Annotated in this window: 13 protein-coding genes; 4 read left to right on the top strand and 9 right to left on the bottom strand. The window is 71.8% G+C overall.

What is annotated here, in order from left to right; genetic code table 11:
* Window positions 1-6: 6 nt before the first annotated feature.
* Window positions 7-552: a phage holin family protein gene (locus POF73_RS05600; RefSeq protein WP_272113342.1), complete on the bottom strand. Its 546-nt coding sequence runs from the start codon at window positions 550-552 to the stop codon at window positions 7-9.
* Window positions 553-663: 111 nt separating this feature from the next.
* On the opposite strand from POF73_RS05600, the gene POF73_RS05595 reads away from it, so the two are divergent.
* Window positions 664-1,023, top strand: a complete 360-nt coding sequence (locus POF73_RS05595; RefSeq protein ID WP_272113341.1) for a VOC family protein — start codon at window positions 664-666, stop codon at window positions 1,021-1,023.
* Here the strand turns inward: POF73_RS05595 and POF73_RS05590 are convergent.
* Window positions 1,014-1,949, bottom strand: coding sequence for an arginase family protein (locus tag POF73_RS05590; RefSeq protein ID WP_272113340.1), 936 nt, complete (start codon window positions 1,947-1,949; stop codon window positions 1,014-1,016). The two genes, POF73_RS05595 and POF73_RS05590, sit on opposite strands and share 10 nt — an antisense overlap.
* Window positions 1,950-2,008: 59 nt before the next feature.
* On the opposite strand from POF73_RS05590, the gene POF73_RS05585 reads away from it, so the two are divergent.
* Entirely contained in the window at window positions 2,009-2,356 is a 348-nt protein-coding gene (locus tag POF73_RS05585; RefSeq protein ID WP_272113339.1) for a DUF6204 family protein, read from the top strand.
* Here the strand turns inward: POF73_RS05585 and POF73_RS05580 are convergent.
* The 7 genes from POF73_RS05580 to POF73_RS05550 form a co-directional block, all read right to left on the bottom strand.
* The gene (locus POF73_RS05580; RefSeq protein ID WP_272113337.1) at window positions 2,328-2,882 is read right to left on the bottom strand and encodes a GNAT family N-acetyltransferase; all 555 of its coding nucleotides are present in this window, start codon (window positions 2,880-2,882) and stop codon (window positions 2,328-2,330) included. The two genes, POF73_RS05585 and POF73_RS05580, sit on opposite strands and share 29 nt — an antisense overlap.
* Before the next feature lie 19 nt (window positions 2,883-2,901).
* Window positions 2,902-3,156 (bottom strand): DUF1049 domain-containing protein, encoded by a 255-nt coding sequence (locus tag POF73_RS05575; protein WP_272113336.1) that lies wholly within the window; start codon window positions 3,154-3,156, stop codon window positions 2,902-2,904.
* A 58-nt stretch (window positions 3,157-3,214) separates the two neighbouring features.
* A complete protein-coding gene (locus POF73_RS05570; RefSeq protein ID WP_272113335.1) occupies window positions 3,215-4,993 on the bottom strand; it encodes a CocE/NonD family hydrolase in 1,779 nt (592 codons plus the stop codon).
* A gap of 152 nt (window positions 4,994-5,145) precedes the next feature.
* Window positions 5,146-6,081, bottom strand: coding sequence for a S66 peptidase family protein (locus tag POF73_RS05565; protein ID WP_272113334.1), 936 nt, complete (start codon window positions 6,079-6,081; stop codon window positions 5,146-5,148).
* Window positions 6,078-8,069 (bottom strand): LpqB family beta-propeller domain-containing protein, encoded by a 1,992-nt coding sequence (locus tag POF73_RS05560; RefSeq protein WP_272113333.1) that lies wholly within the window; start codon window positions 8,067-8,069, stop codon window positions 6,078-6,080. The genes POF73_RS05565 and POF73_RS05560 overlap by 4 nt, the downstream gene beginning before the upstream one ends.
* Window positions 8,070-8,086: 17 nt before the next feature.
* On the bottom strand, window positions 8,087-9,391 hold the full coding sequence (locus POF73_RS05555) for a M20/M25/M40 family metallo-hydrolase (protein ID WP_272113332.1): 1,305 nt from the start codon (window positions 9,389-9,391) through the stop codon (window positions 8,087-8,089).
* Window positions 9,384-10,217 carry a M55 family metallopeptidase gene (locus tag POF73_RS05550; protein WP_272113331.1) on the bottom strand — a complete coding sequence of 278 codons (834 nt, stop codon included), beginning with the start codon at window positions 10,215-10,217 and terminating at the stop codon, window positions 9,384-9,386. The genes POF73_RS05555 and POF73_RS05550 overlap by 8 nt, the downstream gene beginning before the upstream one ends.
* Before the next feature lie 314 nt (window positions 10,218-10,531).
* Between POF73_RS05550 and rox the strand changes: the two genes are divergently transcribed.
* Both rox and POF73_RS05540 read left to right on the top strand, forming a co-directional pair.
* Window positions 10,532-11,959, top strand: a complete 1,428-nt coding sequence (gene rox / locus POF73_RS05545; RefSeq protein WP_272113330.1) for a rifampin monooxygenase — start codon at window positions 10,532-10,534, stop codon at window positions 11,957-11,959.
* Window positions 11,960-12,097: 138 nt separating this feature from the next.
* Window positions 12,098-13,594 (top strand): APC family permease, encoded by a 1,497-nt coding sequence (locus tag POF73_RS05540; RefSeq protein ID WP_272113329.1) that lies wholly within the window; start codon window positions 12,098-12,100, stop codon window positions 13,592-13,594.
* The last annotated feature ends 64 nt before the right edge of the window (window positions 13,595-13,658 follow it).

Raw genomic sequence — 13,658 nt, 5'->3', positions numbered from 1 at the left:
GCGGCGTCACGCCCGGTGATGCGGCTGCTCGGGGTCGACGTCGTCCGGGTGCGGCGGCGCTCCCGGCGTCTGCGGCGGTACGGCGCCGGTCGTGCCCGTCGCCCCCGCCCCGGTGGCCCCGGTCGCTCCGGCCGCGGGCGGTCCGGGCGGCATCGGCGGGTACGGCATGCCGGGCCCGCCCGGCGGGGCGGTCGGCGCCGTGCCGCCGGCGGCGTGTCCCTGCGCGTCGTCGGTCTGCGATCGCGGCGTCGGCCGGGACGCCGACGGGCGTGCCGCGCCGCGCAGTGCGTACGCCATCGCGCCGAGGATCACCGCGGTGATCAGTGCGGCGGCCCAGTCCGGCAGCCCGGCGGCGAGGCCGAGCCCCAGGGCGAGCGCGAGGGCCGCGCCCGCGTACAGGGCGACGGCGCCGGACGCGGCGTAGAGCATGGCGCGGCGGCGCTGCCTGCGGGTCTGCTCGCGCAGCTCGTCGCGTACGGTCTCGCGCGCCACCTGGGCGAGCTCGTCGACCAGTTGCTTGTCCAGATGCTCAAGATGATCCAAGCGCTCCATGGCCGCCGGGTACCCGCGGGCGCGTACGCATAACGGGGAGTGAGGGGATCGCGTGCGGGGATCGCGTGAAACGATCTCCCGTCCCGGCGCCGTCCCAACTAGGCTCTCCGCATGGACATTCTGGGAGCCACGCTGCGCGTATGCGTCGACGACCTGGACACCGCGGTCCCCTTCTACGAACGCCTCTCGGGCGGCAGAGCCCTCCGCTTCGAACGCGGCGGTGTCCAGGTGGCGGCGATCGGCTGCTTCCTGCTCATGAGCGGCCCGGAGGCCGAGCTGGAGGTGCTGCGCAAGGTCGCGGCGACGATCGCCGTCAAGGACGTCGAGGAGACCCGCCAGGTGCTGAGCGAGCTGGGCGCGCGGATCATCGCGGGCCCGCTGCCGACGCCGGTGGGCCGCAATCTGATCGCGATGCATCCGGACGGTGCGATCTACGAGTACGCGGACCGGCAGGCCGAAGGTCAGGTCTGATCGTTGGTCTGATCGCCGTCCTGGTCGCCGGCCTGGTCCATGGCGGTCACCACGATGTCCGTGAGCAGCGCCCCCGCCGTGCCCTCCGGGTCCAGATCGGGGTCGTAGATCGTGATGTTGAGCCCGACGCAGTGGCCCGATCCGAGCAACGGCCGCAGCAGGGCGACGAGTTCGTCGGGGGTCAGGCCCTCCGGGTCGGGGCTGTCGACGGCGGGCATGACCGACGGGTCCAGGACGTCGGCGTCCAGGTGCACCCAGAAGCCGCCCAGCTGCGGGATCTCGAAGGCGTGCCGGGTGACCGACGCCAGCGCCTGCGCACCCCATTCCCGTACGTCGCCGACGGTCACCACGGGAATCTTCAGGTCGGCGAGCTCGGCCCGGTCCTCCTCGAAGTAGTCACGGATGCCGAAGTACCGCACGTCCTCGTCCCGCAGATAGGGCCGGAGCCCTTCCAGGTCGGTCAGGTCCTCCTGCCCGCGTCCGGTGGCCAGGGCGACCTCCTCGCCGCCCGCCGCGCCGACCCGGTCGGAGTTGCCCGGGTGCCGGAAGTCGGGCGAGGCGTCCAGCACGACCAGGCCGAACCGGCCGATGCGGCGCAGGGCGAGGGCGGCGCCGAGGTTGATGGAGCAGTCGCCGCCGAGCACGACCGGGAAGTCCCCGGCGCGCACATGGCGTTCGATGCGGTCGGCGAGCCTGAGGGTATAGGAGGCGAGGGCGGCCGCGTTGAACACGCCGTCGCCCTCCTGCCAGTCCCCCCGGTCGTAGCGCGGCGGCACCACCACCCCGCCCTCCAGGGCGCGCAGCCGCTGCACGATCCGCTGCTCACGCAGCGCGCCGGCGAGCTTGTGGCAGCCGGGCACGGTGCCGGGGGCGGGTGGGCGCAGGCCCAGATTGGAGGGGGCGTCGAGCACGACCAAATTCCGCATGCGGCTCATCCTCGCCGACGTAGAGTCGGCCCTCAACGTCAATTCGAGGGAGCGGGAGCATGGGCGAGCGGCACACCTATCGGGTGATCGTCCGGGGCACCTGGGAGGGGCTCACCGACGAGGCCCGGGCGCGGCTGCTCGCCGAGGCCGCCGAGCACGGTCTGACCAGCATGCGGTTCACCGAGGAGGGGTCGCTGTCCTACGAGCCGTCCCCGCTCAAGCACTTCTCGATGCGATACGTGGTCGTCTCGGACGCGGCGGACGGTGAGGAGATGGCCGGCGCGCTCGCCGAGGACCGGGCCGAGGGCACGCTGCGGGAGCTGGGCTACGGCTTCCGCGATCTGAGGTCGACGGTCACCGACCTGGACACGATGAAGATCAACCGGAGGTCCGCATCTCGGCGGTGAGCGCCCACCGCTCGTGATCTCGCCAGGCCCCGTCGATGAAGAGCATGCCCGGCGAGAGGCCCTCCAGCCGGAAGCCGCAGGCGCGGGCCAGGGTGATCGAGGCGGTGTTGGCGGGCTGGACGTTGATCTCCAGGCGGTGCAGGCGCATCGGGCCGAAGGCGTGGCCGACGACCAGGTCGAGGCCCTCCCGCATCAGGCCGCGCCCGGCCGCGTGGGCGAAGGCGCCGTACCCCAGTGCCCCGCACTGGAATGCGCCCTCGACGATGTTGTTGATGTTGATGAACCCGGCGATGTCCCCGCCGTCGTCCTTCGCGCAGACCAGGAACCCCGCCTTGCTCGGATCCTCGATCAGCCGCCCGGCGTAGGCGGTGTAGGCCGCGGCGCTGTCCGGCGGGAAGAGCCACGGATGATGCAGTTCCTTGCTCTCCCGGACACGCGCGGTGAACTCACCGGCGTCCTCGTAGGTGAAGTGCCGGATACCCACCCGGGGGCCTTCGGCGAGATAGCGGGACGCATCGTGCGGCATCCCGCCAGCGTACGGCCCGTTAGCGGCGTCGGCTCATGAAGTACCCGCCGAACAGGGCGCCGATGATGCCCATGGCCAGCAGCGCCAGCCACAGCGGCATCGTCACCAGGGGGATCAGCAGCCGGATCTCGGTCTCGCGGGTGTTCTCGAAGATGAAGATCAGCGCGAGGGCGACGAGCACCAGCACGGTGATCCTGGCAGGGGTCATCGCCCCGGCCAGGCCACCCCGCTTCCCGCCGGCCTTCGTGCCGCTCCCCGACGTCTTCGCGGTCATACCAACAAGGATGCTCCCTCGGACGCGATCACGCACGGTGAGTGCCCGGCCGGGTCCCTCAGTCGATCACCGGCAGCTGGAGCACCCCGGTGTCCTTCGGCGCGCTGACCACGGTCACCGGCTTGATCCCCCGGTTCCCGAAGTAGGCGTCGTCACTCGCCGCGATCACGAACCGCAGCCTGTGCCCCTTCTCGTACCGGTGCACGATCCCCGGCAGGGTCACGGTGAAACGCTGCGTGACGTCGGGCACGCGCACCGGCGCGACCAGTCGGTGCACCAGGGTCTGGGTGCCGTCGGGCGCGACGTCGTACAGCTTGGCGAACAGGACGAGCTTGTCGGCGGCGTCCCCGGAGTGCTGGGTCCGCTCGGCCTTCGGGGAGACGACCCTCAGCGTGGCCCGGGGCGCTCCCACCACGTCGGTGGTGCGGGCGAGGGGCTCACTGGTCCAGCCGAGGTGGGTGCCCTTGGTGTCGTAGGGCGCCGGGTCGGGCATCCCGAGGGCCCCGGCCAGCGAGCTCTCCGAATGACTCGTGGGGACGAGCCAGTTGGTGTACGTACGGCTGCCGCGCGCCACCTTCCGGCGGTTGTCGACGAGTTTGCCGTCGCCGGAGAGGTACAGCGTCCGGCCGGGCGCGGGGACGCGGTCGGCGGTGGCGTAGGTGCCGTTGGGGTCGGTGATCCAGTCGCGGTAGTAGGCGAAGGCCGGTCCGGTGTCGACGTTCTTCTTCCCCAGGTAGCGGTCGAACCAGGCGAGGATGCGGCGGCCGACGTAGCTGGTCTCCAGGTTGCCCCGGGCGATGTCGAGTTCCCCGGAGGCCGGGTCGGTGAGGCCGCCGCTGTGCCCCCAGGACTGCCAGATCATCTTGGTCGGGGTGCCCTGGGCCTTGAGGGTCTTGTACGTCGCCGTCGCCTCGTTGAGGTTGAAGAGGCTGTCGGCCTGGCCCTGGACGAGGAGGGTGGGTGCCTTGACGCGGTTCAGGTACGACACCGGGGAGACGCTGCGGGCGTAGGCGAGCAGTTCGGCCGTCTGTTTCGCCGGATAGCGGCCGGAGTTGAGGGTGCGGATGGTGTCGCAGGCCTTGGTGACGAAGTGCAGACAGGCCAGGGAGTTGATGCGGGACGGGTCGAGGTTCGGTTCCGTCAGGGGCTGACCCTCGCCGATGAGGTAAAAAGCGTTGGCCCACTGCCATTTGAAGGCTCCGGGCACGCTGCCGCTGCCGGCGGCGTTGTTCGGGTCGAGGGCGTAGGCGAGGTCGTTCCAGGTGATCATCGGCACCAGGGCGTCGAGGCGCCGGTCGACGGCGGCCGTGGCCAGCTGGACGGCCCCGCCGTAGGAGCCGCCCAGCATGCCGACGCGCGGGTCGCCGGGGGCGTCGAGGGTGACGAAGTCGGCCCGGGTGCCGTCGTCGGCGGCGCGGGTGCCGCCCAGGAAGTCGACCAGGCGCGCGGCGGCGACGCCGTCGATGGTGGGGTCGTCGAGCGAGATCAGACAGCCGGACCGGCCGAAGCCGAGCCCGGAGTAGACGAGGGCGACGTAGCCGCGCTGGGCGAAGGCCTTGCCGACGGCGTCGGTCGAGCCGTCGGACTTGCTGCCGCCGAAGCCGTTGGTGGCGAGTACGGCGGGTGCGGGCCGGGCCCGGTCCACACCGGCGGGCCGGTACAGATCGGCGTCGACGGCGCAGGTCCGGCCGCCCGCCTGGACGGTGAACTTCAGGGCGGTGACGGTGTACTGGCCGGTCGCGGCGACGGCCGGTGCGGTGAGGGCGAGGGGGGCGGTGAGCGTGGCGCCGAGGACGAGAGCGAGTGGGGTTCGGGATCTGGGCACACGACGGGACACGAAGACCTCCACACTGAGGCACGCTGAGGACAGCCCTGCTTACCAGCCAGTAAGAACTGGCCGGTTGCCATGGTGTGACACGTGTCAGACCAGGTCAATCGGCGTGACCGAGTTCCTTGACGGATATTCAGTGAAGGTCTGCCGACTCGCGTTCAGCGCAGCGCCGGCTCGTCGAGCGTCAACGTGCCCGCTTCGGCGTCGAGTTCGGCCATGACCCCGAAGGGCAGAGTCAGCGCCCCTTCGCAGTGGCCGAAGCCGAACTCCTCCACGACGGGCACCCCGAGCGCGCCGAGCCGGTCGGCCAGCAGGGCGCGCACCCGGTCGTACGGATCGCAGTCGTGCCACGACCCGAGCAGCACGCCGTGCACCCCGTCGAGGAAGCCGACGCGCAGGAGTTGGGTGAGGTAGCGGTCGAGCCGGTAGGTCTCCTCGCCCACGTCCTCCAGGCAGAGCAGGCCGCCCTGTGCGGAGGTCCGGGCGTGCGGGACTCCGCTCTCGGCGGCGAGCATGCTGAGGCAGCCGCCGAGGGTGACACCGCGCGCCCGGCCCGGGACCAGGGCGGAGCCGGTGGAGGTGATGGTGCGCACCGCCTCCGGTTCGAACAGCGTGGCCCTCAGATGCTCCTGTGCCCGCGCGTTCTTGACGAAGTCGATGCCCGCCGCCATCGGCCCGTGCAGCGTGGCCAGCCCCAGCCGCGTGGCGAACGCCTCGTGCAGCACGGTGATGTCGCTGTAGCCGACGAATACCCTGGGCCCGGCCGCCCGCATCGCCTCCCAGTCGAGCAGGTCGACCATGCGCTGCGTCCCGTAGCCGCCCCGGGCACAGAGCACGGCGTCCACGGAAGGGTCGCACCAGGCATTCTGCAGATCGGCCGCGCGGTCCGCGTCCGTGCCCGCGAGGTAGTCCAACTCCCCGTGCTTATCCAGCATATGGGGCGCCACCACCGGGTCGAGGTCCCAGCCGCGCAGCACATCCAGCCCGGCCTGCAGCCGCTCCTCGGGCACGGGTCCGCTGGGTGCGACGACGGCCACGCGGGCGCCGGGGGCCAGTCGGACGGGCCGCACGAGAGGCCGTACGGAATGGTTCACTTGGCGAGCTCCAGCTTCGGGATCCCGGGCGGGTTGAGCCCGAAGACCTGGGCGTACAGGGACAGTTCGGACTCCAGGACCCGGATCATCGTCTCCGCCCGCCGGAACCCGTGGCCCTCCCCTTCGAAGGCGATGTAGGCGTACGGCACCCCGCGCCCCTCCATCCGGGCCAGGAACCGCTCGCACTGGGCGGGCGGGCAGATCACGTCGTCCAATCCCTGGAACAGCAGGAAGGGCGCCGTGATGCGGTCGGCGTGCGCGACGGGTGAACGCTCCTCGTAGCGCGCGCGTGCCTCGGCGAGCGAAGCGAGATGGGGGTCCCCCCGCCCGGCGGGTGAGGGAGGGCCGACCAGCGACTCCAGGTACTGGGACTCGAAGTCGTGGGTCTCGCCCGTGCCCCAGCCGGCCAGGTCGAGGATCGGGTAGAGGATCGTGCCGCAGGCGTAGACGTCGGTCGCGGTGAGCGACGCGGCCGCGGTCCAGCCGCCCGCACTGCCGCCCCGGACGGCGAGCCGGTCGCGGTCGGCGGTGCCCTCACCGGCTAGGGCGAGCGCGACGGCCGCGCAGTCCTCGACGTCGACGACACCCCACTGCTCGCGCAGCCGGTTGCGGTACTCCCTCCCGTACCCGCTGGAGCCGCCGTAGTTGACCTCGGCGACACCGATGCCGCGCGAGGTGAAGTAGGCGATGGCCAGGTCGAGCACCAGCGGCGCCCGGTCGGTGGGGCCGCCGTGCGCCCAGACGACATACGGCGGCGGTGTGCCGCCGGGAGCCACACAGCTGGGGTGGTGGGGCGGGTAGAGGTGCGCGTGGATCTCGTCCCCGGCGGGGCCCGTGAAGGTGCGGATCTGCGGCTCGGGGTAGTAGGCCGGGTCCACGGCGTCGTCGTGCGCGGCCCCGATCACCCGGGACCGGCCGGTCCGCGTGTCCAGCTCGACCACCTCGTAGGCGCTGCGCGGACTGGCGCCGACGGACACGACCCGCTCGCCGCTCACCGCGAGCGTGGGCGCGAACTCGGTCCAGGGACCGGCGGCGTCGACGATCTCGCCGGATTCGGGGTCCAGGATCCCGAGGACCGCCGACCCGCGACCGTGCACGACCGCGATCAACCCGCTGGCCAGCGGGGCGAACCAGCGCAGCCCCAGCTTCCACAGCGGGCCGCCGAACTCCTCCTCGCGGGGGCAGAGCGGTTCGCCGTCGCGGTAGAGGTTCCACCACCCCGTCCGGTCGGTCGCGTACAGCAGACGGTTGTCCGCCGACCAGTCGACCTGTGCGACGGACTCCTCCGGTCCGCCGGCGACGGTGTGCGGCCGGCCCAGTGTGCCGTCGGCGCCGACATCGGCGACCAGCAGCTCCGTCCCGTCCCACGGCATCCGCGGATGATCCCAGGCGAGCCACGCCGCCCGCCGCCCGTCGGGGGAGATGCGGGGGCCGGTCACGAACCGGTGCCGGGCGTCGGTGAGTTCGCGTACGGCGTCGCGGTCCCCGGCCGCCGAGCCGTCCAGCGGGACGGCGGCCGGGGCGCGCCGCACATCGGTCGGCCCCTCCCCCGTGAACTCCTCAAGCACGCACCACACTTCACCGAGGTCCAGTCGCAACTGCGGCTCCACCCAGCGCAGTCCACCGCCCACCGCCGACACGGGCGTGATCGGACGCGGCTCGCCGCCCTCCTCGTACCGGTAGAGCCGCTGGTCGGCGAAGTTTACGAAGACGACGAGCCACCGGCCGTCGACCATCGCTCCGGCCCAGGGCTGTCCGCCGTACTCGACGACCCGGCTGCGCACGTTCCACGGCGCGGGCAGCACCGAGACCTCCGTGCCGTCGGCGCGGCGCCGCACCAGGGTGCGCCGCCCGCCCTCGGCCGGCCGCGGCTCGGTCCACCACGCCTCGTCGCCGACGAAGCCCACGTACTCGGGGTGCCCCTCGTGCGCCGCGGCGAGGGCCGCGTCGATGGGCGAGGGCCAGGAACCGTACGCCAGCGTCCGCACTGTCTCCCCCTACTCGCCTAGGCCGTGCGCAGAAAGCGGTCGAGCACCCGGACGCCGAAGTGCAGTGCCTCGACCGGCACCCGCTCGTCGACGCCGTGGAACATGGCCCCGTAGTCGTAGCCCTCCGGCAGCCTGAGCGGCGAGAAGCCGTATCCGGTGATGCCGAGCCGTGAGAACTGCTTGGCGTCCGTACCGCCGGGCATGCAGTACGGCACCACGTGGCCCTCGGGCGCGAACTCCTCGACGGCGGCTCGCATCCGGGCGTACGTCGGCGAGTCCACCGGCGACTGGAGGGCCACCTCGCGATGGTGGAACTCCCACTCCACGTCGGGTCCGGTGAGCTCATCGATGGTTGCGCGGAACTCGTCCTCGACGCCAGGCAGATACCGGCCGTCGACGTAGGCCACGGCCTCTCCCGGGATCACGTTGAGCTTGTAACCGGCCTCCAGCATGGTCGGGTTGGCGCTGTTGCGGATGGTCGGCTCCACGAGCCTGGCCGCCGGGCCGAGCTTCTGGAGCAGGCCGTCCACGTCGTCCAGGTCGGCGTCGAGGCCGTACAGCGCGGCGAGTTCGACGAGGGCGGCGCGGACCGTCGGGGTCAGGCGGATCGGCCACTCGTGCGCGCCGATGCGGGTGACGGCGGCGGCGAGGCGGGTCACCGCGTTCTCCCGGTTGGGCCGGGAGCCGTGCGCGGCGCGCCCGCGGGCGGTGAGCTTGAGCCAGCCGGTGCCGCGCTCCCCTGCCGCGAGCGGGTAGATCTGCCGGCCGCCGCCGTCGTGGACGGTGAACGCGCCGGACTCACTGATGCCCTCGGTGCAGCCCTCGAACAGCCCGGCGTGCCGGTCGGCGAGGAATCCGGAGCCGTCCTCGGCGCTGGCCTCCTCGTCCGCGGTGAACGCGATCACGACGTCACGCCGGGGCCGTACGCCCTCGCGGGCCCAGGCCCGGACGACGGCCAGGATCATCGCGTCCATGTTCTTCATGTCGACCGCGCCCCGGCCCCACACGACCCCGTCGCGGATCTCCCCGGAGAAGGGGTGCACGCTCCACTCGTCGGCCTGCGCGGGCACCACGTCCAGATGACCGTGCACGAGCAGCGCGTCCGCCGACGGGTCGGTGCCCCCGATACGGGCGACCACGTTGGTCCGGCCCTTGGTGCGCTCCAACAGGGTGGGCTCCAGGCCCGCCTCGGCCAGCCGCGCGGCGGCGTACTCGGCGGCGGGGCGCTCCTGGCAGTCGCCGCCGCCCCGGTTGGTCGTGTCGATGCGGATGAGGTCGGACGTGAACGTGACGACCTCCTCCAGTGCCTGCTCGTCAGCCATACTGCTCCTCCACCGCGGCCGAGACGATCGTGGTGACCGCCTTGAAGGTACGGATTCCCTCGTACATCCGCTCGCTGGTGTACGCCACCTTTCGCTCGCCGATACGTTCGACGCCCGGGACGACCGTCGCGGCCATCGCCAGGTGCTCGGCGTCGAACTCGACCGCGACGGTGAACGGGCCGCCGCTCACCGGCTGCTGACGGACCGCCAGCGCGGCCGCCTCCTTGGCCGCCGCACGGATGTCGGCGGCGGTCCTGGCCGGTGTACGACACACGGCGGCGTAGCGCGAGACATGGTCCTTGACGGCGACCTTCAGCGCCTGAGGCGCGTACCCGAGCGCGTCCTCGCAGGCCACGTCGTCCCCGGTGACGAGCACGACGGGCACGCCGTACTCGGCGACGACATGCGCGTTCAGCAGGCCCTCGCTCGCCCGTACGTCGTTCAGCCACACCCCGGTGATGGAGTTGGCGAGGTAGGTGTGGGCGAGGACGCCCTCCATGCCGGCGCCCCCGTGATAGCCGACGAAGGCGATGCCGTCCACGTCGCCGTGCTGCACGCCCTCGACCATGGACAGCGCCTTGTGCCGGCCGGTCAGCATCTGCGCCCGCTCGTCGAGCTGTTCGAGCAGCAGGTTGCGCATGGTCGAGTGCGCCTCGTTGATGAGTACCTCGTCCGCACCGCCGTCGAAGAAGCCGAGGACGGCGGCGTTGACGTCCGAGGTGAACAGTGAGCGGCACCGTTCCCACTGCGGGGCACCCGGCATCACGTCGTCCGGCCAGGTCACGCCGGTGGCGCCCTCCATGTCCGCGCTGATGAGGATCTTCATGCTCCGTCACGTTACGCGCCGCCGCGGGAACCCGCCATGAAGCGGGCGAACGCCACTTTCACGCCCCCGAGGCTCGCTTGTCGGGAAGTCCGGCTCCAGCCCTGACGGGCAGCCACTGGGTCTTTGGGCCCGGGAAGGCGGAGCGCGCGGTCGGTGTCACCCGTCAGCCAGGAGACCGGCCAGGGCACGTCAGCCATCCACGAGGTGCTGGAGAGGTTCTGCTGAGCCATGCACGGCTGACACCGCGGCACAGGAATGAAGTCCCTGGTCGCGTTGCAGAATCCCCGCTGAAGAAGCGAAGAAAGGGGGTTCCGATGATCGACGTGATCGTCGCCGGTGGCGGACCGACCGGGGTGATGCTGGCCTGTGAGCTGCGGCTGCACGGTGTGCGTGTGGTCGTGCTGGAGAGGGACGCGGAGCCGACCCCGGTCGTCCGCGCGCTCGGCCTGCATGTGCGCAGCATCGAGGTGATGGACCAGCGCGGTCTGCTGGAGCGGTTCCTCGCGCACGGCCGGCGGTCCGAGGTCCGCGGCTTCTTCGCCGGTATCGAGAAGCCGTGGCCGACCGGAATGGACACCGCACACGGGTACGTCCTCGGTATCCCGCAGCCCGTCACCGACCGGCTGCTGGCCGAGCGCGCCGGGGAGCTCGGCGTCGAGATCCGGCGGGGCCGCGAACTGGTCGGGCTGAGCCAGGACCAGGACGGGGTGACCGCCGAACTGGCCGACGGCACACGGCTGCGGTCCCGCTATCTGGTCGGCTGCGACGGCGGGCGCAGCACGGTGCGCAAGCTGCTCGGTGTCGGCTTCCCCGGAGAGCCGTCCAGGGTCGAGACGCTGCTGGGCGAGATGGAGCTGACCGCGTCGCCCGAGACACTGGCCGCCGTGACGGCCGAAGTCCGCAGGACCCAGAAGAGGTTCGGTGCCGCGCCCCTCGGGGACGGGTTGTACCGCGTGGTCGTACCCGCCGAGGGGGTGGCCGAGGACCGCTCGGTGCCGCCGACCTTCGAGGAGGTCGAGCGGCAGCTGCGGGCGGTCGCCGGCACCGACTTCGGGGCGCACTCGCCGCGCTGGCTGTCCCGCTTCGGCGACGCAACCCGGCAGGCCGAGCGCTACCGGGTCGACCGGGTACTGCTGGCCGGCGACGCCGCGCACATCCATCCCCCGACCGGCGGGCAGGGCCTCAACCTGGGCATCCAGGACGCGTTCAACCTGGGCTGGAAGCTGGCCGCCGAGGTGAACGGGTGGGCGCCGGAAGGACTGCTGGACAGCTACCACTCCGAGCGGCACCCGGTGGCCGCCGACGTGCTGGACACCACCCGCGCCATGATGCACCTGTTGTCCACCGAGCCGGGCCCCCGGGCGGTGCGCCGGCTGGTGTCGGAGCTGATGGACTTCGACGAGGTGAACCGGCATCTGATCGAGAAGATCACGGCGATCGGCGTCCGATACGACTTCGGCGAGGGACATGAACTGCTGGGCCGGCGGCTGCGGGACGTGAAGCTGAAGCGGGGGCGCCTGTACGCGCTGACGCACGGCGGCCGCGGGCTGCTGCTGGACCGGACCGGCCGGCTCTCGGTGGCGGGCTGGGCGGACCGGGTCGACCATGTCGTCGACGCCGCCGCGGAACTGGACGTACCCGCGGTGCTGCTGCGGCCGGACGGCCATGTGGTGTGGGTCGGCGAGGACCAGCGGGATCTGCTCGGCAAGCTGCCGCGGTGGTTCGGCGCCGCGGCCGGCTGAGCGCGCGGGCACGGGTCGGTCGGCCGTCCGGCCGCCGGTGTGCACATGGGTGATACACCCCGCGACCGGACGGCAAAGACCCGGCAGTGGCCATGGCTCCCTGTTTGATGAGGCCACCCACGACCGAAGCGAGGGAGCATGGCCGACGGCACCACGGACACTCTGCCGCCCGAGGGGCTCAGGGCCGGTGCGATCGGTTTCGTCGACGCGCTCGTCATCGGCCTCAACGCGACGTCTCCCGCGTACTCGCTGGCCGCGGCCATCGGCCCGGTGGTGGCTCTCGTGGGTGTCCACGCCCCCGGCGTCATGCTCGCGTCGTTCGTCCCGATGCTGCTGATCGCATCGGCGTTCTACTACCTCAACAGGGTGGACCAGGACTGCGGGACGACCTTCTCGTGGGTCACCCGGGCGATGGGCCCGTGGGCCGGGTGGCTCGGCGGGTGGGCCATCACGATGACCGGCGTCCTGGTCATCGGGTCGCTCGCGGACGTCGCGGTGACGTTCGCCCTGCTGGCGTTCGGCCTGGACAGCTGGGTCGACAACGAGTTCGTGCGCCAGTCGCTCACGGTGCTGCTCATCCTGGTGATGACCGCGGTGTGCGTCATCGGCACCGAGGTGTCGGCCAGGGTGCAGAACATCCTCATCCTGGCGCAGGTCGCCTGTCTGCTCGCCTTCGCCGTGGTGGCGCTCTACCGGGTCTACGCCGACACCGGCACCCTCGACTCCGCCGATCCGGCCCTCAGCTGGCTGGACCCGTTCGGCGCCGGGGGCGCCGAACTCACGGCGGGTCTGCTGCTGGGCGTGTTCGTCTACTGGGGCTGGGAGTCGGCGGTCAACCTCACCGAGGAGGTCGAGAACTCCGCCACCGCTCCCGGCAGGGCGGCCGTGTGGTCGACGGTGATCCTGCTGGTGACCTATGTGGCGGTCGCCTACGCGGTCGTGGCCTACGCCGGACCGGCGTATCTGGCCGAGAACGCCGAGGAGGAGGAGTTCATCTTCGCGCTGCTGGCCGACGAGGCGATGGGCGCCTGGGACTGGGTCGTACTGCTCGCGGTCTCGACGTCCGGGCTGGCGTCGACGCAGACGACGATCATCCCCGCCTCCCGCACGGCGCTGTCCATGGCCCGCCGGCAGGCCCTGCCGACGCGCTTCGCCCACATCCACCCACGGTTCCGCACCCCCGACGTGAGTACCTGGTGGGTGGCCGGCATCGCCATCGCCTGGTACCTCGCCGTCCGCCGGATCAGCGAGAACGCCCTCTTCGACTCGCTCACCGCGCTGTCCTTGCTGATCGCGTTCTACTACGCGCTCACGGGCGTCGCCTGCGCGGTCTACTACCGCCGTCATCTCACCGAGAGCCTGCACCACTTCGTCCTCATCGGCCTCGGCCCCCTGGTGGGCGCCGGACTGCTGGCCTGGCTGCTGGTGGAGTCGGTCGCCGACATGTCCGATCCCGCGAACTCCTACAGCGGTGACTCGTGGTTCGGGCTCGGCCCGCCGCTGGTCATCGGCATCGGCATCACCCTCACGGGAGTCGTCCTCATGGTCGTGTGGCGTCTGATGGCCCCCGCCTACTGGGCGGAACGCCCGGAGGTTGCCGACCCCGATCTCGTGCACGGCGACAAGGCGCACTGAAGTCGTCGGTCGTTCTCGGCCGCGACGATTCCCCGGGCGGTCCGCGCACCGCACACCGGTGCCG

Origin of the sequence: Streptomyces sp. HD (genome assembly GCF_028369295.1) — a bacterium.
Classification (GTDB): domain Bacteria; phylum Actinomycetota; class Actinomycetes; order Streptomycetales; family Streptomycetaceae; genus Streptomyces.
This window is presented reverse-complemented; position numbering and strand designations above follow the sequence as displayed.

Excerpts from the sequence above, each read along its gene's own strand:
- POF73_RS05600 (WP_272113342.1), bottom strand. The coding sequence starts at position 552 with ATGGAGCGCTTGGATCATCTTGAGCATCTGGACAAGCAACTGGTCGAC.
- POF73_RS05590 (WP_272113340.1), bottom strand. The coding sequence starts at position 1,949 with ATGCGGAATTTGGTCGTGCTCGACGCCCCCTCCAATCTGGGCCTGCGC.
- POF73_RS05575 (WP_272113336.1), bottom strand. The coding sequence starts at position 3,156 with ATGACCGCGAAGACGTCGGGGAGCGGCACGAAGGCCGGCGGGAAGCGG.
- POF73_RS05540 (WP_272113329.1), top strand. The coding sequence starts at position 12,098 with ATGGCCGACGGCACCACGGACACTCTGCCGCCCGAGGGGCTCAGGGCC.
- POF73_RS05595 (WP_272113341.1), top strand. The coding sequence starts at position 664 with ATGGACATTCTGGGAGCCACGCTGCGCGTATGCGTCGACGACCTGGAC.
- POF73_RS05585 (WP_272113339.1), top strand. The coding sequence starts at position 2,009 with ATGGGCGAGCGGCACACCTATCGGGTGATCGTCCGGGGCACCTGGGAG.
- rox (WP_272113330.1), top strand. The coding sequence starts at position 10,532 with ATGATCGACGTGATCGTCGCCGGTGGCGGACCGACCGGGGTGATGCTG.
- POF73_RS05580 (WP_272113337.1), bottom strand. The coding sequence starts at position 2,882 with ATGCCGCACGATGCGTCCCGCTATCTCGCCGAAGGCCCCCGGGTGGGT.
- POF73_RS05555 (WP_272113332.1), bottom strand. The coding sequence starts at position 9,391 with ATGGCTGACGAGCAGGCACTGGAGGAGGTCGTCACGTTCACGTCCGAC.
- POF73_RS05550 (WP_272113331.1), bottom strand. The coding sequence starts at position 10,217 with ATGAAGATCCTCATCAGCGCGGACATGGAGGGCGCCACCGGCGTGACC.